The following is a 26,056-nucleotide window of genomic DNA, read 5'->3' on the forward strand; positions in this document are numbered from 1 at the left end:
TGACGTACAGGATCGACGCCAGGGGCTGTCCAGCAAGCGCATCGCAACAATCAGTCCCGAACGCCCGGCGCACAAGGCTATCGCACAAGAACAACGCTCAAGGATTTCCGCGATGAAGATCATGCCCTGCCCACTCAATGGGCCCCGTAATATCAGCGAATTCGTGTATGGCGGTGAACTTGCCGACATGCCAGACCCCGATACCTGCAGTGATCGCGAGTGGGCCGACTACGTCTTCTTCAGCGACAACACCGCCGGTGTCGTCACCGAATGGTGGATGCACGCCGCCTCCAGCTACTGGTTTCTCGCCGAGCGTCACACCGTGACCGACGAGATCCTGCGCACCTTCGATCCCTCCGAGCGCTTCACCCAGCGCGTGGAGTTTCCACTGCACACCACGGATAGCTCGGGAGAACGCGCATGAACGCCAGAGTCCCCATGACCCGAGGCGCACGTCTGCCGACCCCGCTGGGCCGACTGATCGACCGTGATACGCCCGTGACCTTCAGCTTCGATGGTGTGAGCTACCAGGGCTTTGCCGGCGACACCATCGCCAGTGCCCTGGCCGCCAATGGCCGCTGGCTGCTGTCGCGCTCCTTCAAGTATCACCGCCCGCGCGGCGCCCTGACCTTTGCCGGCCAGGATGCCAACACCCTGGTGCAATTGCCGGATGAGCCCAACGTGCTGGGCGATGAGCGCCAGATCAGCAGCGGCTTGCAGGTCACTGCTCAGAACGTGAATGGCAGCCTGGACAATGACCGCGACATGCGACTGGGCAAGTTCTCGAAATTCATGCCAGTGGGCTTCTATTACCGCGCCTTCTACAAGCCCAAGGGCGTCTGGAAGTACTGGGAGCCGCTGATTCGCCGCAAGGCCGGGCTCGGGACCTTGAATCTGGACGTGCGTGGCGACTATCACGACAAGGCCTATCTGTTCCACGACGTGGTGGTGGTAGGCGCCGGCCCGGCCGGCATGACGGCCGCGCTTGGGGCTGCCGAGGGTGGCGCCAACGTGCTGCTGGTCGAACAGGGCCGTCTGCTCGGCGGCGCCTTGACCTATGCGCGCTTCGACGCCGAAGGCCATGAGGCCAACCAGACACTGCAGACGCTGAGCGCGGCCGTCACGGCGCATCCGCGCATCGATGTGATGACCGAAGCGACCTGCAATGCCTGGTTCACGGACAACTACCTGCCGGTGATCCGCGGCAAGCGCCTCTACAAGGTGCGCGCCAAGGAATGCATTCTCGCCAGCGGCGCCTTCGATCAACCGGTGGTATTTCGCAACAACGACCTGCCGGGCATCATGCTCGCCAGTGCCGCCCAGCGCCTGATGCAGCACTATGGCGTGTTGCCGGGCAAGCAGGGCGTGGTGATCACCGGCAGCGATGATGGCTATCTGGCCGCGCTGGACCTGATGGAGCACGGCGTCAACATCGTCGCCCTGCTCGACATGCGCGCCCAGCCCGATGAGGCAAGCCTTGCCGATGCGGTGCGCCACTGCGGCATCGCCCTGAAGCTCGAGCACGCCATCTTCGAGGCGCAGGCGGAGAAGTCGCTGCATCACGTCACCGGCGTCGAGGTACGCAAGATCGTCGCGCGCGGCGAACTGGCCACCGAGGGAGAGGTGATCCCCTGTGATCTGGTCTGCATGACGGCGGGCTACATGCCGGTCTATCAGCTGGCCTGCCAGGCGGGTGCCAAGCTCTCCTATCTGGATGATGATGCACGCTTCAGCCTCAGCGGCCTGCCGGCACACCTGCACATGGCAGGCTCCGCCAATGGCCTCTATCACCTCAAGGACGTGATCGCCGATGGTCAGCGTGCCGCGAGCGCCGCCCTGAACGGGCTTGCCGCGGCAGGCAAGATCGTGGATGCCACGCTTGAGGCGAATGAGACGGCGGCCGTCACGCCGTCACGCCCCTTCCGTCAGCATGGCTGGCCGCTGTTCGCGCACCCCAAGGGCAAGGAGTTCGTTGATCTGGACGAAGACCTGCAGATTCGCGACATCCTCAATGCCACCCGCCACGGCTATCGCGACATCCAGCTGGTCAAGCGCTTCTCGACGCTGGGCATGGGCCCCTCCCAGGGCCGTCACTCGGCACTGCCAGCCGCGCGTCTGGTCGCCGAAGCCACCCAGCGCACCGTCAGCGAGACCGGTGTGACCACCGCGCGCCCGCCCTTCGTGGCCGAACCGCTGCCGCTGCTGGCCGGTCGCAGTTTCGACCCCTACCGCCAGACACCGATGCATCAGCGCCATCTGGCTCTCGGTGCCAGCATGATGCCGGCCGGCCACTGGGCGCGCCCGGCCTTCTATGGCCGCCCCGAGCAGCGCAATGACGCCATGCAGACCGAGGCGTTGGCCGTGCGCAATGGCGTGGGCCTGATCGATGTCTCGACCCTCGGTGGCATCGAGCTGCGCGGGCCGGATGCCGCCGAGCTGCTCAACCGCCTCTACACCTTCGCCTTCCTCAAGCAGCCGGTGGGTCGCACGCGTTACGCCACCATGGCCAACGAGCAAGGCGTGATCATCGACGATGGCGTCTCGTGCCGCCTTGGTGAGGAACACTTCTATGTCACCGCCACCACCAGCGGCGTGGACCGGGTCTACCAGCAGATGCTGAAGTGGAATGCCCAGTGGCGACTCGATGTCGATATCACCAACGTCACCGCCGCTTACTGCGCCGTCAATCTGGCCGGGCCCAAGGCCCGCGAAGTGCTGAGCAAGGTGTGCCGCGACATCGACCTGAGCCCCCAGGCCTTCCCCTATCTGGAGCTGCGCACCGGCCATGTCGAGACCGAGCTGCTGGGCACATCGGGCAGGATTCCCGCCCGTCTGCTGCGGGTCGGCTTCGTCGGTGAACTGGGCTACGAGATCCACGTGCCGAGCCGTTTCGGCGAAGCGCTGTGGGACCTGCTGATGCTGGCAGGCGAGCAGGCCGATATCCGCCCCTTTGGCGTCGAGGCCCAGCGTCTGCTACGTCTGGAAAAAGGCCACATCATCATCGGGCAGGATACCGATGGCATGAGCCATCCCGGCGAGATCGGCCTTGAGTGGGCAGTCAGCCACAAGAAGCCCTTCTGTGTCGGCCGTCGTGCGATCGAGATTCTTGCCGCCCAGCCCCAGACCCGCAAGCTGGTCGGCTTCATGCTGCCCAAGGACAGCCCGCAACCGCTGGAAGGTCAGCTGGTGCTCAGCGGCGGGGAACAGAGCGCCGACGCCGCCAAGCCCGGTGGCGACATCACCGGCAACGTGACCTCGTGTGAATACAGCGCGACGCTGGGTGCCATCATCGGCCTGGCCTACGCTGGAATCGACAGCAGTACGCCCGGCAGCAAGATCACCATCCGCACCCAGGGCGACGTACTGGTGCAGGCCGAGGTCGTGGCACTGCCCTTCTTTGATCCCAAGTCTGCCCGCCAGGAGCTGTGAAATGACGACATCAATGACGGACCACCTGGATGGCGCCACGGCGTTGGCGCGCTGTGCACTGCCAGCAAGCCTCACTGGCGCGTCGACAACCGACGCATCAAGTGATTCGGTGACGGCAACCGTTCTCAGCCACTGCGCACTCGCCGACATGAGCGCTCTGGGACGCGCAGGCGTTCGCGGCCGCGAGGCCGCCGACTGGCTGGGCGCGCTGGGCTTCACGGTGCCGGATACGCCCAATACGGCAAGGCTCCAGACGGATGGCAGCTGGCTGGTCAGGCTGTCAGTGGGTGAGTTTCTGCAACTGACGCCGACCATCACCCCCGATGCGGGCGTGGCCGAGCTGCCGCTCATCGCGCAGGCGGATGACGAACTGGCCCAGGGCAGGCGCGTGCATTCCCTGCCACGGCGGGATTCCCACGCCTGGTTCAGCCTGAGTGGCAGCAGCGTACCGACGCTGATGGCCAAGCTGTGCGGGGTGGACCTGCGCAGTGAGGCCTTCCCGCCCGGGAGCGTCGCGCAGACGTCAGTGGCACGCACCAACGCGATCATCGTCAACGTGGGAAGCCATCAGTGCCCTTGCTTCCACCTGCTGTTCGACATCGCCTCCAGCCACTATCTGTGGGGCGTCATGCTCGATGCCATGCGCGAATACTCGGGGCAGACCGTGACAGCCGCTGCCCTGCTGGCCCATCATCACGGCTAGCGATTGCGACGCAACCTTGGCATCCGCTCGCGCATGCCTCTCACGTTGTCACCCGCTCCCCGTCGTTGTCTGACTTCCAGGCAGCGACGGGGAGACTGCGTTTCACCTACGGCTCGCCATACGCAGCAAAAGGAACCAGGTATGCCCGATTCCCACGCCTCGCTCCCTTCCAGGCAGGATGTCGTGACCGATGACCCATCGCTCTCGACCGCGCCTGCTCGCGAGAATGATTACACCGTGCCGGCGCTGTTTCGCGGGCTGAGAATCCTCGAGATGTTCAGCAGCAGGCGCAAGGTGCTGACCACCAATGACTTCGCCGAGGAACTGGGCACCACCAATTCGGCCATCTATCGTATCGTCATCACCCTCACCGACATGGGCTATCTCAAGAAGATCGCTCGCAACACCTATGAACTGGGGCCACAGGTCATCTCGCTGGGCTTCAGCTATCTGGCCAGTCGTGACCTGGTCGAGGTGGTGGCACCCCACCTGGACACCCTGCGCGACCAGACCACCATGTCATGTCACCTGAGCGTTCGTGAGGGCACGGATGCCATCTATCTCTACCGCGCCTTCGCCGCACAGCGCATGTCGGTCAACATCCCCATCGGCTCCCGTCTGCCGTGTCATGTCAGCGCCATGGGGCGCATCCTGCTCACGGTGCTGGGCGAGGATGAACTGCAGCAGCTCTACCGCCAGATCCGTCTGGATGACTACCCACCGCCGGCGCCCCAGAACCTGCCGGCCTTGAAGGATGCCATCGAGGAGGCTCGCCGCCAGGGATGGGTGGAAAGTCGTTCCGACTACGCCACCGCCATCGCCACGGGGCTTTATGACCATACCGGTCATCTGGTGGGCGCCATCAATATCTCGGGCCCCGATGCGATGATGGCCGACGAGCGCCGGCGCCTGCTGTTGCGCGGCGCGTTGATGGACTGCGCCCGCCATATCAATCATGAGCTGGGTGGCCTGCACCGCCGCTGACAGGCAGTTTCCGTCTGGTCGCTGCTTGTTCTCCCGGGACGTCCATCATCCCTCTTGTTTCCCTCTTGTTTCCCCCTCCTTTCCCTATCCCTTGCCCACCCTTTCCCCTTACGCTGCCCCTGGAACACGAGAAGGCCCGCCAATTGGCGGGCCTTCTTGTGTCACATGCTGGCGGGGCTCATCACATCAAACTCTGAGACTCCAGCACTTGGGGGGGGGGGCAGGCTCAACGCGCCGCCCCCTTGAGCACCGCAGCCGGGACTGCAGCGCTCGCCTTGCCGGCATGCCCGGACGCAGTGCCTTCTCCCTGTGACGGGGAGGACATGTTGACGAACTCCGGGTAGGCCCCCATGCCACATTCGTGCATGTCCATGCCTTCCAGTTCCTCTTCCTCGCTGACACGCAGGCCACCACAGACCTTCTTGATCACCAGCAGCGCCACCAAGCTTACGCCGAACATCCAGGCGAAGATGATCAGCGTGCCCAGGATCTGGGTACCGAACGCGGCGTCCGGATTGGAGAACAGCACTGCCATGATGCCCCACAGGCCGGCGGAGCCGTGTACGGAGATGGCACCGACCGGGTCATCGATCTTGAGACGGTCCAGTCCCACCACCGACAGCACCACGATGATGCCGCCTACCGCACCGACCAGCACCGCAAGGCCGGCAGACGGCAGCAACGGCTCGGCAGTAATCGAGACCAGACCGGCCAGGGCACCGTTCATCACCATGGTCATGTCAGTCTTGCCGAACATGGCGCGTGACAGCAGTGCCGCGGCCACCATCCCTGCCGAGGCCGCGGCATTGGTGTTGACGAAGATACGCGCCACGCTGTTGGCATCATCGAGACTGGCGATCTTGAGCATCGAGCCGCCATTGAAACCGAACCAGCCCATCCACAGGATGAACATGCCCAGCATGGCGATCGGCAGATTGGCACCCGGAATGGCACGTACCTTGCCGTCCACGCCGTAGCGCCCCTTGCGCGGACCGACCAGCAGCACCGCCGCCAATGCCGCCGCCGCGCCCGCCATGTGCACGACCACCGAACCTGCGAAGTCCTGATAGCCCATCGCATCAAGGAAACCGCCGCCCCACTTCCAGTAACCTTCCACCGGATAGATGACCGCGACCATCACCACCGCGAAGATCAGGAACGGCCACAGGCGCATGCGTTCCGCCACGGCCCCCGAGACGATGGACATGGTCGCGGCGGCAAACACCGCCTGGAAGATGAAGTCCGCCATGCTGGAGTAATAGGCCGCCCCTTCGCCAGCACTGATGTCGCTGAGGGTATTGTCAGCGCCGAGCATGAATGACAGCCCCGGAATCACGCTGCTGATGGCGTTGTCACCGGGATACATCACGTTGTAGCCGACCACCAGGAACACCAGACAGGCGATGCCGTAGAGCAGCGCATTCTTGGTCAGGATCTCGACGGTATTCTTGGAGCGCACCAGCCCGGATTCCAGCATCGCGAAGCCGCAGGCCATGAACATGACCAGCGCGGTACACATCAGGAAGTAGAACGTATCCAGCGCGTAGCTGAGTTGCAGCACATCGATATTCACCAGCGTTTCCCCTTTGTTGTTATTCGCAAGCGCTTTCGTCAGTGGCTTGCGATCCATTCCCTATCACGCCCTCGGTGCCGAGGGCTGTTTGCCGAGAGGGTGGTCTAAACCGCTGCCTGCGCCGTCGCCTCGGCATTGGCCTTGGCCGCAACGCTTGCCTCGCGGGCATCCAGCCACTCGAGCACGCTGGGCAGATAGCGCGTCAGCCCCTTGTAGTCAATCAGCTCCGCCGGCAGGGTCTTGAGCACCTTCAGCAGACGCGTCTGCCAGACTGGGTTGGTACACAGGTCCTCGAGGCTGATCAGATAGGTGCGGATACCGAAGAACAGCGCATGACTGCGCGGCATGCGCACCAGCGTCTGCAGCTCGACGCGCAGATGCACATCACGACCGGCGTTTTCGGCGGTGATGGTGGTGCGATCACTGCCCCACTCGGCATAGGTCTCCGGGGAGCTGTCCATGCGCGGATGGATGGTCATGGTCCAGTTGAGGCGTCGCACCGGCCCGCCGACCTGGATGGCGCACAGGTATTTGAGCGCGCGATCGAACACGCCCATCTCATGCGCCAGCGGCACTGGGCCATGCCACTGCTTGAAGCTCATGCCGGCATCGAAGGCCAGTGACCAGTCCGCCGGACAGGTGATCATGCCGGCGTCCATGAAGAGGTCACCGTCGCGCTGGTCCAGCAACGCGATATCGCCCTGCATCTGACGGCCGATATAGTCCAGTGGCGGCAGTGGCAGGCTGGTGTCATCGCCCATGCGGAAGCTCTGTTCCAGCTCCAGCAGATGGTTGCACCACACGCAGTCATCGCCGTCGCGCTCGAGACTGAAAGCCTGCGGATAGTCCCGGGCGTAGTGCGTCATCACAAATTCGAGGAAGTCCCAGGCTGCCGGCTGCATGTGTGGCATCACCAGGCAGCGTCTGGGGTCCATGGCCAGCACCCGCTCACGCTCGGCGATCTCGCTCAGATAATGCTCATCGATATCCAGCATGTGCTCGGTGATGGAACCCGGCTTGCCCGGCAAGACATGTGGCTCGATATTGACCGAGTAACGGTACTCATCTTCCGGGAACGGGAAGGGAAAACGCTGGATGGCGTAGTCGGAATTCTTGAAGGTGAACTGACCATGGAACGCCTGGTCATCTCGCGGGGAAAATTGCATGTTCCTGCTCCTTGGGGGTCCATCTCGCGAAAGACGGTTTCAGAGATCCAGCACCAGCCGCTGGCTGCGTGCCCGGGAAACGCAGGGCATCACGCAGCGCTGACTGGCCCGCTCCTGTTCATCGAGGAAGGCATCACGGTGCTCCGCCTCCCCCTCCAGCATCTCGACCCGACACTGTCCGCAGACCCCGCCGCGACACAGGCTTGTCACCTCGACACCGCTGCGCTCCAGCGCTTCCAGCAGGGATTCCTGGGCACCGACCGCCACTTCCACGCCGCTGCCACGCGCCACGGCCGTGAAGGGAGTCCCCGGTTCCGGGGCGGCAAAGACCTCGTGATGGATGCGCGCGAGACTCCAGTGCAGCTCGCGCGCCGCGTCCTTCACGGCATCGATCATGGCCTGCGGGCCGCAGAGATAGACGTGAGTGCCGGCGGGCTGACGCGCCAGCAGGGCCTTGAGATTCGGACGCTCGAGACGGTGCTGGGTGATGTTGCCACTCGCCAGATAGGGCGCGGCCTCCGGGAAGCGGGCGACGTCGAGGTCCTGGCTGCGCAGGTGCAGCTCCCAGCTGGCGCCACGACTCTCCAGCTCCGGCAGGTAAGAGAGAAACGGCGTGATGCCGATGCCGCCTGCCAGCATCAGGTGATGGCGCGCCTGCCAGTGCGGCAGAAAGAGGTTGGCCGGCGGGCTGAGCTCCAGCTCGTCGCCGACCTTGACGCGGGAATGGATGGCTTCGGAGCCCCCACGCGAGACCGGCTGACGACGCACCGCGATGCAGTACTGCGAGGGATCATCCGGCGGGCTGATCAATGAATAGGCGTTGCGACACACCCGCCCTTCTCCCGGAATGCCCAGCACCACATGACTGCCCGGCGAGAACGGCGTGAAGGGTGAGGCCTCATCGGCAGGCACCAGAGTGAGACGGCGCACGCTGCTGCTGAGCTGATCGACCGCGGCGACCCGCGCCTTCATGAAGCGAGACATGGTGCCACCTCCTCCTGTGGGGGAATCTCTCCCGGGGCTTCCGCATCGATTCGCACGCCCATGTAGGCGCCGAGACGCTTGGAAAAATGATCACGCACTTCCAGCATCAAACCACAGCCATCACAGGCCGCCGGTGAGTGGATGACGTGCTCACTGACCTGCTGACAGTGCACGCAGAACACATGCCGCCCCAGGGCAGCCACCGGCAGCATCACCATGTCATCCAGCAACAGACCCTGCTGCTGAGCCAGATTGGCGACCTGCCACACGAAATGCTCACTGCCGATGATGATCAGACATCCCGCCGCGCCTACCTCGCCGATGGCACCCGCCAGCGCATCGCAGGCCAGGGGGCGATCATCGACGTCGTACCAGTGATGCAGGCGGGCGCTGTCGGCGGGCCCCGTGGGCAACGCCTCTGTTGCCGGAGCGGATTGCACGGCGCCTCCCACCTCGCGGCTACCGAGCTGCCCCAGCAGCGTACTGATCAGCTGACAATGCATCTGCAGTTGCTGACGGGCGTTGCCCGCCGCCTCTCCAGTGCCTGGCAGGCTCTCGGGAGACTGGCACGCCACCAGATACCGTTGGGCATCGGGCAGCGCCTCGATGCGTGGATAGTGTTGCCGACTTCGAATCCCGGCAGTGACAGAGGATGATTGCGGGCTTTTCATGACACGACCCTGCTCTGAGAAATTGTCCTTGTTGTAATGCCGCCGTCTTGACGATGACGGGCATCCGACTACCACTCCATTTCTTGAGCATATTTCGTGCCATTGACGGCAAAATCATTACCCCGCATGCCCGGCAAAATCGTCTGAAAACCCCATTTCACATATGAACAATCAATAGAGGTATTCACGCACCAAAACAGAACACAAAGCTCATGAATATCGGCTTGCATTCACCATTATTGCCCTGACCCAACCTCACCTCATAAGCCAATCGCTACGCCTGACATATTTCTCATTGAATGTCTTCAAGATGCTGAAAGAATGGAAAAATTTATCTTGGGAGAATTACGATCTCACAATCGACACGACACTACGCGCTTCTCCACCGCCAGCATTCTGATGTACTTTCGCTTGCATGATATTGGCCTTTTTCCTTGATTGTACTCACCACCAAAGAAAGCGCCTCACCGAAGGGTGAGGCGCTTTGATAACTCAATATCGTCAGGTCATATTTTTCTACATCAAGCGGAGCAGAGTTCTTGTCATTGCGACATTTTGCCTGGACAACATTGCGGCGATCTTGCTGACAAAAGGCTTCGCAGCTTTGCCATGACAATCATGCGCAATGGCAGCCATGCACGATCGCTCTCATGCGCAATGGCACACGCACGATAGAGATCGTGCCATCAGTAACCGCCCTGTCCCGGCACCCAGTTGGTGCCCGCCAACGGAACACGTGCCATGGCGGCCGCTTCCACATTCAGGGCGACCAGATCTTCCGGTTCCAGATGATGCAGGTGTGACTTGCCACAGGCACGTGCCAGGGTCTGGGCTTCCAGCGTCAGCACGCGCAGGTAGTTGGCCAGACGCTTGCCGGCCGCGACCGGGTCCAGTCGCTGGCTCAGCTCCGGGTCCTGGGTGGAGATACCGGCCGGGCACTTGCCATCCTGGAAGTCATCATAGAAACCGGCGGCGGACCCCAGCTTCTGATACTCCTCGGCGTAACGCGGATGGTTGTCGCCCAGCGCGATCAAGGCGGCGGTACCGATGGCCACGGCGTCAGCACCCAGCGCGATGGCCTTGGCGACATCGGCACCGTTGCGAATCCCGCCGGAGACGATCAGCTGCACTTCACGATGCAGGCCCATTTCCTGCAGTGCCTGAGTGGCCTGCGGGATGGCGGCCATGGTCGGAATGCCGACATGCTCGATGAAGACATCCTGGGTGGCGGCGGTGCCGCCCTGCATGCCATCCAGCACGATGACATCCGCGCCCGCCTTCACCGCCAGCTTGACGTCATAGTAGGTACGGGTCGCACCGATCTTGACGTAGATCGGCACCTGCCAGTCGGTAATCTCGCGCAGCTCGGCAATCTTGATCGCCAGGTCATCCGGGCCGGTCCAGTCCGGGTGGCGGCAGGCGCTGCGCTGATCGATGCCCTGCGGCAGCGTGCGCATGCCCGCGACTCGCTCGGAAATCTTCTGCCCCAGCAGCATGCCGCCACCACCGGGCTTGGCGCCCTGCCCGAGCACGACTTCGATGGCATCGGCCTTGCGCAGGTCATCCGGGTTCATGCCGTAGCGCGACGGCAGGTACTGATAGACGAGGCGCGAGGACTGGCCGCGCTCTTCCGGGGTCATGCCGCCATCGCCGGTGGTGGTGGAGGTGCCGATTTCCGAGGCACCACGCCCCAGCGCTTCCTTGGCCTGGGCGGACAGGGCACCGAAGCTCATGCCGGCGATGGTCACCGGCGTGCTGATCACCACCGGCTTCTTGGCATGGCGCGTGCCAAGCACGACTTCGGTCTCGCACTTCTCGCGATAGCCTTCCAGCGGGTAGCGCGACATGCTGGCGCCGAGGAACAGCAGGTCGTCGAAATGCGGCACCTTGCGCTTGGCGCCCCAGCCACGGATATCGTAGATACCCGTCTCTGCCGCGCGCTGGATCTCATGGATGACATCGCGGCCGAAGGTCGCGGATTCGCGCAGTGCCGGGTTGTAGGGCTGTGTTTGAGTCTCGTCGGTCATGTTGGGCATCCTGATCAGTAGGCTGAGGCGTTGTCGACCTTGAAGTGATAGAGCTGACGCGCAGATCCGTAGCGCGTGAAGCTGGCCGGGTCTTCATCGATTCCGGCACTCGCCAGCAGCTCCGCCAGTTCTTCCAGGTGCTCGGCACGCATGTCCTTGGCGATGCAGTCCGCGCCCAGCGATGCGACCGTGCCCTTCACGTAGAGTCGCGCTTCATAGAGCGAATCACCGAGACCTTCGCCAGCATCACCGCATACCACCATGCGTCCTGCCTGTCCCATGAAGGCACTCATCGCGCCGATGTTGCCCTTGACGACGATATCGACACCCTTCATCGAGATACCGCAACGCGCCGAGGCGTTGCCTTCGATGACCAGCAGCCCGCCGTGGGCGGTCGCGCCCGCAGCCTGGGAGGCATCGCCCTTGACCCGCACACAGCCGGACATCATGTTTTCCGCCACACCCACCCCGGTATTGCCGTGGATGGTGATGCTGGCCTTCTGATTCATGCCCGCGCAGTAGTAGCCCGCGTGGCCATCGATATCGACACTGATATCGTCATTGATACCGCAGGCGATGTTGTGAGCGCCGTCGGAGTTGACCACTCGCCATTCGCGCGCCTCCTTGAGGAGGTCGGCATCGTGCAGGGCCTGGTTCAGAGCGCGCAGCCCATCAACGGCCAGATCGTGAGTCTTCATCATTACGCAGCCTCCGTACGGGCGGTGTCTTTTTCCCAAAGGTACAGGCGGCCGGGTTCCGGCTCCCACACACGGGCGTCCTTGATACCCGGCAGACTCGCCAGAGCACGATATTCCGAGGCCATCGCCACGTAGTCGTCGGTTTCGGCAATCACGGCAGGCTTGCAGGCGATCGGATCCCGCACCACGGCGAAGCCATCACGGGTGCCAATGGTGAAGGTGAAGAAGCCATCCAGGTCCTTCAGGGCACCGGTAATCGCCGCTTCCAGGCTGTCGCCCTGCTCCAGACGCCAGGTCAGGTAGCCGGCGGCGACTTCGGAATCGTTGTCGGTCTCGAAGCTGATGCCTTCACGCCTGAGCTTGGTGCGCAGCCAGTTGTGGTTGGACAGCGAGCCATTGTGGACCAGGCACAGATCACGCCCGGTGGAGAACGGGTGGCTGCCCTGCAGGGTGACGGCGCTTTCGGTCGCCATGCGGGTATGACCGATGATGTGGCTGCCCTGCATGCCCTTGAGGCCATAGAGGCTGGCGATATGGGCCGGCAGGCCCACCGCCTTGAGGATCTCGATGCTCTGCCCCACGCTCAATACGCGAATCTGCGGGGCGCTGTCGGCAAGCCAGCTGCGCACGGCACTCTCTTCCCCGGCGATCTTGAATACCGCGACACTGGCATTGCTGAACCAGTCCGCCACCGTGCCGACCTGCTCGCCCAGGCCCTTGGCGATCGCGTCCCAATCCTCATCGACACCATCGCTTTGCAGCGTCAGCTTGATGCCAGCGTCAAATTCGTCGCCATAGATGGCGAAGCCAGCACTGTCCGGGCCGCGATCCGTCATCGCGATCAACATCGGCTCGAACAGCTCCCCCAGGCGCGATTCCAGCGCCGGGTTCTTGAGATAAAGCCCTACGATTCCACACATGGTGATGTCCTCTCACGGGCAGGAGGCGTCCTCCTGCCTGGTGTCTTGAGCGTGGTGGTGACAGTGGCGACCCTCGTCTGACATGACCCGCGAGATCCGCGAGCGCCGCCGGATGAGATCAGAAGAATTCGGCGTAGCGCTGGACTTCCCAGGCACTGACCTGGGCGTTGTAGTCCCGCCATTCCTCGCGCTTGAGGCGCATGAACTCGGCGCAGATCCCCTCGCCCAGGCTCTCGCGCAGAATGCTGTCCGCCTCGAGCGCATCGATGGCCAGCGAGAGATTCTGCGGCAGCGTCTCGATGCCCTTCTCGGCGCATTCGCTCGGGGTCAGCGAGTAGAGATTGATGTTGTGGGGCGTGCCCGGATCCAGCTTGCGCGCCACGCCATCCAGCCCCGCGGCGATGATGGCGGCGTGCACGAGATAGGGGTTGCAGCCGGCGTCCGGCAGGCGGAACTCGAGGCGACCGTAGGGCACACGCACCATGGCCGAGCGGTTGTTGTCACCGTAGGCGATGAAGACCGGCGCCCAGGTCGCGCCGCTGGTGCTGCCGCCGCCGACCAGACGCTTGTAGGAATTGACGGTCGGCGCGGCAAAGGCACACAGCGCCGGGGCATGTGCCAGCAGTCCGCCGAGGAAGTGGTACGCCAGCGGTGACAGGCCCATGCCCTGGGCGTCGGAGTCATCGCCGAACAGGTTGCGGCCGGTGTCATCACACACGGACAGGTGGAAGTGCATGCCATTGCCCGGGCGGTCCGCCAGCGGCTTGGGCATGAAGGAGCACACCATGCCCAGATCATTGGCGATCTCGCCGGCAGCCATGCGCACGAAGGTGAAGCGGTCTGCCGAGGTCAGCGCATCGCTGTAGGTGTAGTTGATCTCGAACTGGCCATTGGCGTCCTCGTGATCGATCTGATAGACGTCGAAGTCCACCGCCTGCAGCGATTCGACCAGACGTTCGAGGAATTCACGCGAACGTGACAGGCCCTTGTAGTCGTAGCAGGGCTTGGCGAGGGTATCGCTCTCATCCACCGGCAACAACTCACCCGCTTCCCCCCGGCGGAACAGCGAGAATTCCGGCTCCAGCCCAGTATTGAGCGTCCAGCCCTTCTCCTTCAAGCGCTCCAGCTGCTTGAGCAGTACCACACGGCTGTCGTTGGCGAACGGTTGCCCATTGACGTAGCCATCACAGGCCATGCGCGCATAGCCCGGCTGCCACGGCACCAGGCACAGCGAGTCCAGATCCCCCCGCGCCATGAAGTCCGGCCCCTCCGGCGACATGCCGAGACCACTGACGGCGAAGCCGGCAAAGCCGGCGCCCTTCTCGACCACATCCATCAGGCAATTGGCCGGCACGGACTTGGTCTTGGCAGCGCCATGAATATCCACGAACTGCGCCAGCAGATAGCGAATGTCGTGATCCTTGATGAACTGTTGCGCCTTTTCGGGTGACATCTGGGTTTCCTCTGAGAGCGGACCGGGTTCCATCTCCCTCGACACTGTCTGCCACCCCGGGAAACCTGACCCCTTGTGGTGACACGCCACGCCAAGATAGCGGATGAAACGAGTTTTTGTGATTCCTGCTGGTCAACTTTATTTCCCTCAAAGAAAAGCATACAGCATGCCATTTCGCCAGCTGCCGCCCAGAACTTTTCATCAACCTCCTGTTTTGCATGGGAATTTATTTTACGAGCTCGTTTTACCCCACAGAAAACGCCAGGTGACCCTGAGTAAATTCCTGCCCGTTTCTCGAAATAGGCATCATTTCGGTGCCCAGAGCTCCCTCTTCGCACCAGCATGACGCAAAGCGCTGATATTCACGCCCGAATTCGTGCTGCCAATCGCCGCCTGACTCGCTCCAGGGTTGCCGTGGCCATGGCCTTTGACGGAATTGGCAAGCCCCTTGCTTAACCATGAGGAATGTTTCTTTCCTTTCAAGAATCGACGCTCATGCGATCAGGCAAGGCAAGCAGCAGGCACAAGCCCTTGTGAAGCGCCTGAAGAGGCGCCTGAAGAGGCAACAGAACAACAACACTTCCTGCGGCGGATGCGCGTCTTGCGCGCCATCTCCGCCAGCACCAGCAGGACTACGGCACCACTCACTTACGCTAGGCAGCACGACTCACAGGAGAAAGGGACGCATGGCGAATTCATGGCGCATCTCGGCATTGGCCGAACAACACCGCAAGCTGGGCGCGGAGCTGGAAGACTGGAATGGCATGGGCACTGCCTGGAATTACGCCGTCTCGGACACGGCCGATGACCACGAGACCATTCGCACCCGCGCCGGTCTGATGGATGTCTCGGGGCTCAAGAAGATCCACTGCAACGGCCCGCACGCTCAGGCCGTGCTGGATTACGTCACCACGCGGGACATGTCCAAGCTGTATCCGGGCAAATCGGTGTATGCCAGCGTCTTGAATGAGGCCGGCAAGTTCGTCGACGACTGCATCGTCTATTGCCTGGCGCCGAACTCCTACCTCGTGGTGCACGGCACGGGCACCGCGAATGAAATGCTGGCCAAGAGTGCCCTGGGGCGCGCCGTCAGCCTGACCTTCGATGACGACATGCATGACATGTCACTGCAGGGGCCGGTCGCGGTGGATTTTCTGGAGCGTCACGTGCCGGGCATCCGTGAGCTGCGTTACTTCCACCATCTGCAGACCCAGCTGTTCGGCTACCACGTGATGATCTCGCGCACCGGCTACACCGGCGAGCGTGGCTACGAGATCTTCTGCAAGGCCAAGGACGCTCCCTCTCTGTGGGAACAGATTCTCGAAGATGGGGCCGACATGGGCATCAAGCCGTGCAGCTTTGGCACCCTTGACTGGCTGCGGGTCGAGAGCCACCTGCTGTTCTACCCGGCGGACAATTCCGAAACCTACCCGTATCCCGACCAGCCGGTGGGCGATACCCTGTGGGAGCTGGGCCTGGACTTCACCGTCTCGCCGGGCAAGACCGAATTCCGTGGCGCCAGCGAACACTTCGCGCTGCAGGGCAAGGAGCGCGTCAAGGTCTATGGCGTGCTGCTGGACTCGAAAGACGTCGCCCAGATCGGTGACAAGATCTACGCCGACGGCAAGTGCGTCGGTGTCATCACTCAGGGCATGTACTCGCGCCTGAGCGATCGCTCCATGGCGCTGGCACGTCTCGAACCCGGCTATGCCGAGCATGGCACCCCGCTGACCCTCAAGACCGGCACTGACGGAGAGACCAGCCTCTCGGCCATCAGCCATTCCCTGCCCTTCGATGACCCGGAAAAGGCCAAGCGACTGGCGCGCGGCTGAGCACACGCACCATGTCGGACACTGCAAGACCTGCAGTGATAACCGGGTGAAGTGTCAGGACGCATTGCGAACGCAAGACGCAAGAGGCCTCCTCGACGTGACGTCGAGGAGGCCTCTTGCCTCACACCCAGGCCAGGTGATTGAAAAGGACTCTCGAAAGGTACTCCCGCCCCCTTGGCAGACATCAAGGATGAGGGTTGACGGCAAAGTTGGTAATGTCACGCCATACCCCGCTCGCGAGCCGATGCGCCGCATGCCTCACAAGGGCATGCCGCGTCCTCGCCGGCCATCCCCTTCCCATTGCCACCCTCTCCGCTATAGGAGTCATCATGCCGCGAAAATCCCCCGCTCCCTCCGAGAAGTCGGAACAGGACAGCTCCGACACTCTGCCCCGTGAACTAGCGACCGACCCCGCTGCGCAGTCAGAGAGGAAAGACACCATCACGGCGGCAGCTGACGAGACGCGTCTCGGACTTGAGCAGCACATCGCGCGCGCGCTCAAGCAGCAGCGTGTCTCGCAGGGCTACAAGATTTCCGACGTCTCGCGTATCGCCGGTGTCAGTCAAGGCATGATCAGCAAGGTGGAGAACGCCCAGGTATCCACCAGTCTCGATACCCTAAACAAGCTGTGCAATGCCTTGAGTCTGCCGATCTCGAAGCTGTTCAGCGATTACGATGTCAATGGGCGTGGTGCCCAGCACATCAAGGCCGGGCAAGGCATGCAGGTGGTACGCACCGGCACCGAAGTCGGCCATGCCTATCAACTGTTGAGCTACAAGCAGGGCCCCAAGAAGCGCTACGAACCCTTCCTGATCACCATGGATGATGCCAGCGAAGTCTTCCCCAACTTCTGTCATGCCGGGCATGAATTCATCTACCTGCTTTCCGGTAACCTCACCTACCGTCATGGTGACAAGTTCTATGACATGGGTCCCGGTGACAGCCTGGCCTTCGATGCCGGCGTTCCGCATGGCCCCGAGAAGTTGAACGAGGTCCCGATTCAGCTGCTGTCGATCATTCACTACGACGACAACGAATAGGTCATCCGCTTCACCGCGCCTGATGATCCCGACAGTCTCCCCGCCCCTGGATGGCCCACTTCCCCTGATGGTGGTTCATGACCGGCCCTCCTGGGTAGATGGCGCTTTCCGTGTCGGTGTCGCCTGGCGCAGGGCGTCCAGCTCGGTCAGATAACGCTCCAGCACCAAATTGGGCGCACGGCTCTTGCGCGTGATGGCGCTGTAATAGGTGACATAGGAGTTGGCCACCGGGCTGAGCGCCTGCATCTGGCCATCGCGCACCCAGCGCTCGGCATAGTGGGTGGGCAGATAGCCGAGATAACGCCCGGAGAGCACCAGAAAGGCGATGCCCTCGCGGTCGGTCGCCGAGGCGGATGCCCTGAGTGGCTCATGCAGCGCCTTGATCGTGGGCGTCTGCGCGTAGGCAGGCAGCACGGCATCATGCTGGCGTATTTCCTCCTGCCCCACCGGGCGTCCGCGCGCGCGAGTGTCGCCTTCCCGGGGCTCGCGAAACAGCACATGGCCCCGCGCGCAGTAAAGGCAGGAGGTTTCCTCGTAGAGCGAGCGATACTCGAGTCCCGGCAGCGTCTTGAGCGTCGGGATCACGCCGGTATGCAATCGCCCATCCAGTACGGCGCGCTCGATCTCATTGGGCGGGATCATGCGGATGTTGATCTTCACTTCCGGGCCGTGCTTCTTGAGCGCGCTCAGGGCGTGAGTGATGTGCATCTCCGGCATGGTGACCAGATTGTCGGTAATGCCGATGTTCAGCTCGCCCTTGAGCCAGGCGTGCAGTCCGTTGATGCGCGTGCGAAAGCCTTCCGCCGCTGCCAGCATCTGCATCGCGGCTTCATGGACGTCTCTTCCCTCATTGGTGAGCGCGAAACCACTGCGCCCCCGCTGGCAGAGCTTGAGGCCCAGCCGCGTCTCCAGGTCACTCATCGCCATGCTGATGGCGGAGCGACTGATGTTGAGCTCGATCTCGGCCGCCGAGAAGCCGCCGCATTCCACCACCTTGCGAAAGATGCGCAGCAAGCGCAGATCGGCATCGCCAAGCTGTCCTCTCATGCCGTCCTTGCGCATGGTCTGCCCTCCTGAGTTCCACGACATGGAAAGTTAAGTAAATGCTTTCCTGAAGATAAAGACAACGGCATTTATCTTATCAAAAGGGCTTTCTAATCTAGCCAGACAGGAGCCGAGATCCAACAACAACAGCACTCTTCGGGAGACATCATGACCGCCTTCGACACATCCCCTTCCGCCCAGGCAGGATTGAGCAAGGAACAACTTGACGCCTACTGGATGCCCTACACGGCCAATCGGCAGTTCAAGCAGGACCCACGCATCATCACCAAGGCGCAGGGTGCCTACTTCACGGATTCTCGGGGACGCCAGATCTTCGATGGCCTGTCGGGTCTCTGGACCTGCGGTGCCGGCCATTGCCGCCCGGAGATCGCCGAAGCGGTCAGCGCACAGCTGCGCGAGCTGGATTACGCGCCATCCTTCCAGTACGGCCACCCCAAGGCCTTCGAGCTGGCACATCGCATCACGGGACTGATGCCCGAGGGGCTGGATCACGTCTTCTTCACCGGATCAGGTTCCGAAAGCGCCGATACCTCACTGAAGATCGCGCGCGCCTACTGGCGCAAGAAAGGCAAGCCGACCAAGACCAAGCTGATCGGTCGCAGCAAGGGCTATCACGGCGTCAACTTCGGGGGCTTCAGCGTCGGCGGCATCGGCGCCAACCGCACGCTCTATGGCCAGGGGGTCGATGCTGACCATCTACCGCATACCCTGCTCAAGGAAAATGTCTTCACCCCCGGCATGCCCCAGACCGGTGCCGAGCGCGCCGATGAGCTGCTGGAGCTGATCGCGCTGCATGATGCCTCCAACATCGCGGCCGTCATCGTCGAGCCGATGGCAGGCTCCGCCGGCGTGCTGCCGCCGCCTGTGGGCTATCTCAAGCGACTGCGCGAGCTGTGTGACCAGCACGATATCCTGTTGATCTTCGATGAGGTCATCACCGGCTTCGGGCGCATGGGCGCCATGAGCGGCGCCGAGGAATTCGGTGTCACACCGGACATCCTCAATGTCGCCAAGCAGCTTACCAATGGCGCGGTGCCGATGGGTGCCGTGGTCGTCAAGGGCGATATCTACCAGACCTTCATGGACAACGGCGGCGCCGATTACATGATGGAGATTCCCCACGGCTACACCTACTCCGGTCACCCGGTGGCGTGTGCCGCGGCACTGGCGGCCCTCGACGTGCTCGAGAATGACCAGCTCATCCCCCGTGTCCGTGAACTGAGCCCGGTCTTCGAGAAGAAGCTGCACGAGCTCAAGGGCACTCGCTACATCAGTGACATCCGCAACTACGGCCTGGCCGGTGCTCTGCAGGTCGAGGCCTATCCCGGCGAGCCGGCGCGGCGTCCCTACGAGATCGCCATGCATTGCTGGAAGGCCGGCTTCTATGTGCGTTACGGCGGCGACACCATCCAGCTGGGCCTGCCGTTCATCACCGAGCACGATGAACTGGACCGTCTGATCAATGCCCTGGGCGATGCCTTCGCCGCACAGGACTGATGATCGACGCTTAAGACTGACAATCACGTTCAGGACTGACGATCACGTTCGGACTGGCGATCGACGCCAGCCACATCACTGCCCTTTTTCTTGCAAGTCATCTCATGGAGCCCACAACAATGAAAACGCTCGGTCACCTCATCAACGGCAACCTCGATCACAGCGAAGGCCGTACCCAGGACATCTTCAATCCCTCCACCGGTGAGGTCGGCGGTCAGGTGCGCCTGGCCAGCAAGGCGACCGTCGAGGAAGCCATCGCGGCCGCCGCCGCCGCCTTCCCGGAATGGCGCAACACGCCGCCGATCAAGCGCGCCCGAGTGATGTTCCGCTTCAAGCAGCTGCTGGAAGAGCACGCCGACGAGATCGCTCGCCTGATCGGCCAGGAACACGGCAAGATCTGTCACGATGCGCTGGGGGAACTCCAGCGCGGCATCGAGAATGTCGAATATGCCTGCAGCGCCCCGGAACTGCTCAAGGGTGAGCACAGCCGCAATACCGGCCCGGGCATCGACTCCTGGAGCGAATTCCAGCCACTGGGCGTCGTTGCCGGCATCACGCCGTTCAACTTCCCGGCCATGGTGCCGCTGTGGATGTACCCGATGGCGATCGCCTGCGGCAACACCTTCGTCCTCAAGCCCTCCGAGCGCGACCCGACCTCCACGCTGTTCATCGCCGAGCTGCTGATGGAGGCTGGCCTGCCGGCCGGCGTCATGAATGTCGTCAATGGCGACAAGGAAGCCGTCGATACGCTGCTGGATGACCCGCGCATCCAGGCGGTCAGCTTCGTGGGCTCCACGCCGATCGCCGAGTACATCTACAGCCGCGCCGCCGCCAACGGCAAGCGCTGTCAGGCCCTCGGCGGCGCCAAGAACCACGCCATCGTGATGCCGGACGCCGACATGGAATACGTGGCCAACTCACTCAATGGCGCCGCCTTCGGTTCCTCCGGTGAGCGCTGCATGGCGCTGTCCGTCGCGGTGGCCGTGGGCGATGACGCCGCCGACAAGCTGATCGCGCAGATGAAGCAGCAGATGGAAGGCCTCAAGGTCGGTATCTACAGCGACAAGGGCAATGATTTCGGCCCGCTGATCACCGCGGCGCATCGCGACAAGGTGGTGGGCTACATCGACAGCGCCGAGCAGCAAGGCGCGACGGTGGTGGTCGATGGCCGCAATCCGCAGGTCGAAGGCGGCGAGAACGGCTTCTTCGTCGGCGGCACCCTGATCGATGGCGTCACCCCGGAGATGACCTGCTATCAGGAAGAGATCTTCGGCCCGGTGCTGCTGGTCGTGCGCGCCGATTCGATGGAAGCCGCCATGCAGCTGATCAATGATCACGAATACGGCAACGGCACCTGCATCTATACCCGAGATGGCGAAGCCGCCCGCTACTTCAGTGATCACATCCAGGTCGGCATGGTCGGCATCAACGTGCCGCTGCCGGTGCCGGTCGCCTATCACAGCTTCGGTGGCTGGAAGCGCTCGCTGTTCGGCGATCTGTCCGCCTACGGCCCGGACGCGGTGCGCTTCTATACTCGCCGCAAGACCATCACCCAGCGCTGGCCTTCCGCTGGTCTGCGTGAAGGCGCCCAGTTCGCCTTCCCGTCCTGATCGATCGCCTTCCCGGCCTGATCCACGGATCATTGCCTGGTAACAACTGCGCCGGACAGCCCTGCTGTCCGGCGCTTTGGTGTGCGCATCACGCGAGATCATGCCGGCAGTCAGCCGCCGCCCCTTGCAGTGGCTAGAAACGACTCCACATAGTCAGGACATCTCATCACGAGAATCCCTGCCACAACTGCGGTCAACACCGTCACAAGGAGCCAGGATGATCTGGGTAATCGCCACCGTTACCGCCAAGGAAGGTCACGTTCAGGATGTCTTCAATGAACTCTGCGCCGTCGCGCCCACCGTGCGCGAGGAAGATGGCTGCCACGCCTACCACCCGTGCCTGGACTCCGAGCGCGCCGCCGACAAGGACAACGACCCACGCCCCGACACCATCACCGTGGTAGAAGCCTGGGAATCCCACGATGCCCTGCAGGCCCACCGTGAGACCGAACATATGCAGCGCTTCCGCGACAACGCCGGTGACTGGATCGCCGATGGCGATATCCGCATCCTGAGCCCGGCGGGCTGAAGACGCCCCTCAGTGACGTGCTCTGCACTGAGAACATCATCTTGCCGCTCCCGTTCAGGGGGCGGTTTTTTTGACTCATCGGCCAGCAAGGTGGCGTACAACCGTCGAGACAGCCTTCCCTTTTTTCCTTGTTTTCCTCTCGCCCTCTCCTCTCACTCTTCTCTCACTCTTCTCGCCCTCTCTTCGTACTCCTCTCGCGCCCTCCTCGTCACCACGGTATTCATGAGAACTGGCCGAACGCTGAGCAATAACAGACAAACAACTTTTAAAACAATCACTTGCGTGAAATCATTGAATATCCATCAACATGAAACCCCACGATGAGGCAGAGAAAATCCCTCAATGATCCGAGAGGCATCACGAGAAAAAGAAGGGGAATTCACACAGTTCAATGACATTAAATGACAGACTTTGACGTCCTGAAACAACAAGAATTACACTTGATTTATATTGAACGAAGATTCAATAAAACGCCAGATATCTCTGGGCATGACGCCATCTTTATGGACCTGGAGTTTAGATAATACTTGATAGCGATCTGCTCGAATCTGTCAAGGGTGGACATGTCGCAAACCAGACACTAAGGTATGCAGCCTTCATTAACTCAATCTTAACGCTCACCGAAAGCACCAGGACTCGCGACCCACTGGATCACCAGTATTTTCGAAAGACTGTCGAAACCTCGACATTATCGATAAGAGAGGGAATCCATGACGCAGCATTACGCTGATGAGGGCAAGTGCATGCCACGACGCCCGCCACCCCGCACTTTCTTCCCTGGAAAGTGCTGACACCTCGTAGCTCGCAAGTGTGACAGGGTCTGCCTGTTCACCAGACGAAGACGCCTTGGACACGACAACCATCTCAAGGCAAGACGGCTCAGAACCTTCCTTTCATGACTCTCATCACCGCACTCCTGAACAGCTCGCTGCTCAGGTCAACAGGTGTTCTGTCATCCATTGGAGGCTCCGTACTTGAACAACGACTCTCTCTATCAATTCTCGACCATTACCGTTCTTCTCCTGCTGATCGCCTTCTATGGCGGTACCTACCTGATCACTCTCACCATTCGCAAGAAAAAGGAAGATGCTGACGAGTTCATGGTGTCCAACCACCGTGTCGGCTTCGGCATGGGCGCCGCCAGCATGACCGCCACCTGGATCTGGGCCGCCTCCTTCTATGCCGCTGCCACCTCCGGCTATACCTATGGTGTGTCAGGCCCGATCCACTATGGATTCTGGGGCGCGCTGATGATCCTGTTCATCTATCCCTTCGGCCGCCGCTTCCGCAAGCTGGCCCCCAACGCCCATACGCTGGGCGAGCTGATCCATGCACGCCACGGTTCGAGCAGCCAGCTGATTCTGGCCTTCTCCAACGTGCTGGGCAGCATCATCAGCCTGATGGTCAACTTCACGGCCGCCGGTGCGCTTGTCTCGGTGCTGTCGCCGCTGTCCTTCCAGACAGGCGTCATCCTGGCGGGGGTCGGGGTGCTCTGCTATACGCTCTGGTCGGGCTTCCGCGCCTCGGTATTGACGGATTTCGCCCAGCTGGTGGCACTGATGGCCATCGCCATCGTCATCATTCCGGCCGTGTTCTTTGCCATGGGTGGCCCTTCGGAGCTGGTGGAAGGGCTCAAGCATGTCACGCCGCAACAGGCCGACTTCTTCTCGACGGATGCCATCCTCAATCAGGGGGCGCCCTTCTTCGTGGCCGTGCTGGCGTATGCCATCGGCAATCAGACGATTTCCCAGCGCCTGTTCGCGGTCAATGAAGATCACATCAAGCCGACCTTCATCACGGCTACCGTCGGCTACGGTGCCATCGTGATCGGTCTGGGGATGATCGGTCTGATGGCGCTGACCCTCGGGGTCGAGCCGCTCAATGGCGACATGAACAACCTGATTCCGCAGATGGTGTCGGAGTACCTGCCGCCCTTCTTCATCGCCCTGTTCTTCATCCTGGTGATCGGCTCGCTGTCCTCCACCGCTGACTCCGATCTCTCGGCACTCTCGGCGATCATGATGGCGGACGTCTACGGCAAGAACATCGCCCGCGGCAAGGCCGACCCTCGACGCATGTTGCTGGTCGGGCGTCTGACGATGATCATCGCCACCGTGCTGGGGATCGTCTTCGCCAGCTTCTCCCTGGATATTCTGGTGATGCTGGTCTTCGTCGGCGCACTCTGGGGCGCCATCGTCTTCCCGGTGATCGCCAGCTGCTTCTGGGATCGCATCACCAACCTGGCCTTCACCAGTTCCGTCCTGGTCGCCATGGTGGTGTTCTGCATGGCACGCTTCGAGTGGGTGCCGCTGGAGGGTATCAGTGGGCTGACCTTCGAGCTGCTCGCCAGCATCGGCGGCGGCGTCATCATCGGCCTGATGGTCTTCGGCTTCCTCGGTCGCATCGCCGGACTGGTCGCCGGCGTGCTGGCCATGCTGGCCATGGTCATCTTCGCGACCGGCGAACTGCGTGACTACACCGTGCTGCTGGCCTCGCTCACGGCCTACGGCACCAGCACCCTGGTCTGCGTGATCATGAGTCTCGCCAGCCGCCAGCCGCGCTTTGACTTCACCACCATCACCGACAAGGTCGGCCATTACGACGAGTCCCTGACCTGATCGGGATGCTTGCCACAAGCGCCCCGGCGGCCCTTGGCGTCGCCGGGGACTTTCCTACTGCACATTTCAGGAGACACACGCCCATGACATTCCTGTTTGCCACCTATGTCCTCATCTGGCCATTGCTGACCCTTGGCGTACTCGCCGTGATCTGCGGCGCCGTGGTACGTGACAGCCGTCGCGCTCGCAAGGAGCACCGCGAGCTGGTCTGATCGGTCCGCGCGCAGAAGCCGAAACGCCCGCCTCGAGACTCTCGGGGTGGGCGTTTCGGCTTCAGACAGGGCACTCCAGCTCGCTGCCCTCTGGTCGGAGTCACTCAGCGGCCAATCCGGTCAAGCATTCTCTCCATCGTCGCGACCACTTGACGGCACAGCGCATCATCGAGTGCGTCGGCGTGCGGCGGTGCGAAACGCTGGGCGTCGTTGTCGAAGTACTGACCATTGGCGCCGGCGAATTCCTCATCCAGTGCCGCACGTACCAGGATATCGGCACCGATGCCAAGATCCTTGCCCGGTACGCCGAAGCCTTCCTTGACCATCTTGCTGGCCAGCAGAGAGCCCGGGTTGACCGCGATCAGGATAGGCCCCTGGCCTTCCCAGTCCTGGGCAAGCGTGCGGGTCCACATGGTGATCGCGAGCTTGCTCTGGGCATAGGCCGCGTAGTGGTCGTTGAACGCGACCTCGCCGGTCAGGGCCTTCAGGTCCACGGGGGATTGAGCCGCCGAGGACAGATTGACGACCCGCCCGGCCGGACGCAGTGCCGGCGCCAGTTTCTGGGTGAGCAGATAGGGGGCAAGGGTATTGACCACGAAGCGCAGGTCGAGACCGTCCGCCGTCACGACCTTGGGTGCCTGGAAGACACCGGCATTGTTGATCAGGACATCCAGACTGGCATTGGCCGCCAGCACGTCGCTTGCCAGTGAGTCGATGGCGACCAGGTCGGACAGGTCTGCCACGAAACCGGCAACGCGCTCAGCCCCGGCCAGCACCGCAAGTTCGGCGACGACACCATTGACCTTCTGCTCGCTACGCCCGTGGATCAGCACGCGATGGCCGCGCTCCAGCAGGGCCTTGGCCGTGACCAGGCCGATGCCATCGGTGGAACCGGTGATAAGGATGGTTTTCATGCGCTCTCTCCTTGAAATGTCACACGACGCTTGAGACACGAACGACAGGGTGTGCCGGATGGCCACACCCTGTCGTTCATCTGTGCCAGCGCAGTGTCAGGATGATCCTGTCAATGTGGCTTTCGGTCACG

At 62.2% G+C, this 26,056-nt stretch carries 21 protein-coding genes; 11 read left to right on the top strand and 10 right to left on the bottom strand.

Features of this window, described 5'->3' with window-relative positions:
* The first annotated feature begins 112 nt into the window (after positions 1 to 112).
* From QD172_RS09025 to QD172_RS09040, 4 genes are all read left to right on the top strand, one after another.
* Positions 113 to 424: a sarcosine oxidase subunit delta gene (locus QD172_RS09025; RefSeq protein ID WP_054555966.1), complete on the top strand. Its 312-nt coding sequence runs from the start codon at positions 113 to 115 to the stop codon at positions 422 to 424.
* The gene (locus QD172_RS09030; protein WP_279855548.1) at positions 421 to 3,429 is read left to right on the top strand and encodes a 2Fe-2S iron-sulfur cluster-binding protein; all 3,009 of its coding nucleotides are present in this window, start codon (positions 421 to 423) and stop codon (positions 3,427 to 3,429) included. The genes QD172_RS09025 and QD172_RS09030 overlap by 4 nt, the downstream gene beginning before the upstream one ends.
* Position 3,430: 1 nt before the next feature.
* On the top strand, positions 3,431 to 4,132 hold the full coding sequence (locus QD172_RS09035) for a hypothetical protein (protein ID WP_279855549.1): 702 nt from the start codon (positions 3,431 to 3,433) through the stop codon (positions 4,130 to 4,132).
* Positions 4,133 to 4,273: 141 nt separating this feature from the next.
* Complete coding sequence (locus QD172_RS09040; protein WP_176503736.1) at positions 4,274 to 5,116, top strand: IclR family transcriptional regulator; 843 nt, start codon at positions 4,274 to 4,276, stop codon at positions 5,114 to 5,116.
* A 226-nt stretch (positions 5,117 to 5,342) separates the two neighbouring features.
* Here QD172_RS09040 and amt read toward each other — a convergent pair whose 3' ends face one another.
* The 8 genes from amt to glnT all read right to left on the bottom strand — a co-directional run bounded on the left by amt (position 5,343) and on the right by glnT (position 14,608).
* Complete coding sequence (amt, locus tag QD172_RS09045; protein WP_279855550.1) at positions 5,343 to 6,689, bottom strand: ammonium transporter; 1,347 nt, start codon at positions 6,687 to 6,689, stop codon at positions 5,343 to 5,345.
* Positions 6,690 to 6,793: 104 nt separating this feature from the next.
* The gene (locus QD172_RS09050; protein WP_279855551.1) at positions 6,794 to 7,855 is read right to left on the bottom strand and encodes a DUF3445 domain-containing protein; all 1,062 of its coding nucleotides are present in this window, start codon (positions 7,853 to 7,855) and stop codon (positions 6,794 to 6,796) included.
* A 39-nt stretch (positions 7,856 to 7,894) separates the two neighbouring features.
* Positions 7,895 to 8,839 carry a PDR/VanB family oxidoreductase gene (locus QD172_RS09055; protein ID WP_279855552.1) on the bottom strand — a complete coding sequence of 315 codons (945 nt, stop codon included), beginning with the start codon at positions 8,837 to 8,839 and terminating at the stop codon, positions 7,895 to 7,897.
* Positions 8,824 to 9,510: a dimethylamine monooxygenase subunit DmmA family protein gene (locus tag QD172_RS09060; RefSeq protein WP_279855553.1), complete on the bottom strand. Its 687-nt coding sequence runs from the start codon at positions 9,508 to 9,510 to the stop codon at positions 8,824 to 8,826. Before QD172_RS09060 ends, QD172_RS09055 begins: the two co-directional genes overlap by 16 nt.
* 686 nt (positions 9,511 to 10,196) lie before the next feature.
* A complete protein-coding gene (locus QD172_RS09065) occupies positions 10,197 to 11,537 on the bottom strand; it encodes an FMN-binding glutamate synthase family protein (RefSeq protein WP_077377081.1) in 1,341 nt (446 codons plus the stop codon).
* A 14-nt stretch (positions 11,538 to 11,551) separates the two neighbouring features.
* Positions 11,552 to 12,238, bottom strand: coding sequence for a protein glxC (locus QD172_RS09070; RefSeq protein WP_279855554.1), 687 nt, complete (start codon positions 12,236 to 12,238; stop codon positions 11,552 to 11,554).
* The gene (locus tag QD172_RS09075; protein WP_279855555.1) at positions 12,238 to 13,155 is read right to left on the bottom strand and encodes a glutamine amidotransferase family protein; all 918 of its coding nucleotides are present in this window, start codon (positions 13,153 to 13,155) and stop codon (positions 12,238 to 12,240) included. Before QD172_RS09075 ends, QD172_RS09070 begins: the two co-directional genes overlap by 1 nt.
* A 118-nt stretch (positions 13,156 to 13,273) precedes the next feature.
* Entirely contained in the window at positions 13,274 to 14,608 is a 1,335-nt protein-coding gene (gene glnT, locus QD172_RS09080) for a type III glutamate--ammonia ligase (RefSeq protein WP_279855556.1), read from the bottom strand.
* A 686-nt stretch (positions 14,609 to 15,294) separates the two neighbouring features.
* Here glnT and QD172_RS09085 point away from each other — a divergent pair.
* Both QD172_RS09085 and QD172_RS09090 read left to right on the top strand, forming a co-directional pair.
* Positions 15,295 to 16,440 (top strand): aminomethyltransferase family protein, encoded by a 1,146-nt coding sequence (locus tag QD172_RS09085; RefSeq protein WP_084208848.1) that lies wholly within the window; start codon positions 15,295 to 15,297, stop codon positions 16,438 to 16,440.
* 329 nt (positions 16,441 to 16,769) lie between these two features.
* Entirely contained in the window at positions 16,770 to 17,480 is a 711-nt protein-coding gene (locus tag QD172_RS09090) for an XRE family transcriptional regulator (RefSeq protein ID WP_279855557.1), read from the top strand.
* A gap of 75 nt (positions 17,481 to 17,555) precedes the next feature.
* Here QD172_RS09090 and QD172_RS09095 read toward each other — a convergent pair whose 3' ends face one another.
* Positions 17,556 to 18,542 (bottom strand): LysR family transcriptional regulator, encoded by a 987-nt coding sequence (locus QD172_RS09095; RefSeq protein WP_077377096.1) that lies wholly within the window; start codon positions 18,540 to 18,542, stop codon positions 17,556 to 17,558.
* 150 nt (positions 18,543 to 18,692) lie between these two features.
* Between QD172_RS09095 and QD172_RS09100 the strand changes: the two genes are divergently transcribed.
* From QD172_RS09100 to QD172_RS09120, 5 genes are all read left to right on the top strand, one after another.
* A complete protein-coding gene (locus QD172_RS09100) occupies positions 18,693 to 20,042 on the top strand; it encodes an aspartate aminotransferase family protein (RefSeq protein WP_077377099.1) in 1,350 nt (449 codons plus the stop codon).
* Positions 20,043 to 20,161: 119 nt separating this feature from the next.
* On the top strand, positions 20,162 to 21,652 hold the full coding sequence (locus QD172_RS09105; RefSeq protein WP_054555950.1) for a CoA-acylating methylmalonate-semialdehyde dehydrogenase: 1,491 nt from the start codon (positions 20,162 to 20,164) through the stop codon (positions 21,650 to 21,652).
* A 217-nt stretch (positions 21,653 to 21,869) separates the two neighbouring features.
* A complete protein-coding gene (locus QD172_RS09110; protein WP_043332154.1) occupies positions 21,870 to 22,181 on the top strand; it encodes a putative quinol monooxygenase in 312 nt (103 codons plus the stop codon).
* Positions 22,182 to 23,155: 974 nt separating this feature from the next.
* The gene (locus QD172_RS09115) at positions 23,156 to 24,799 is read left to right on the top strand and encodes a sodium:solute symporter family protein (RefSeq protein WP_279855558.1); all 1,644 of its coding nucleotides are present in this window, start codon (positions 23,156 to 23,158) and stop codon (positions 24,797 to 24,799) included.
* Between the two features lie 83 nt (positions 24,800 to 24,882).
* A complete protein-coding gene (locus tag QD172_RS09120; protein ID WP_218015038.1) occupies positions 24,883 to 25,011 on the top strand; it encodes a putative transporter small subunit in 129 nt (42 codons plus the stop codon).
* Between the two features lie 104 nt (positions 25,012 to 25,115).
* Here the strand turns inward: QD172_RS09120 and QD172_RS09125 are convergent, their stop codons facing one another.
* Positions 25,116 to 25,925: an SDR family NAD(P)-dependent oxidoreductase gene (locus tag QD172_RS09125; protein ID WP_279855559.1), complete on the bottom strand. Its 810-nt coding sequence runs from the start codon at positions 25,923 to 25,925 to the stop codon at positions 25,116 to 25,118.
* Between the last annotated feature and the right edge of the window lie 131 nt (positions 25,926 to 26,056).

The sequence above is a fragment of the Cobetia sp. 10Alg 146 genome, from assembly GCF_029846385.1.
In the GTDB taxonomy this organism is placed as follows: domain Bacteria; phylum Pseudomonadota; class Gammaproteobacteria; order Pseudomonadales; family Halomonadaceae; genus Cobetia; species Cobetia marina.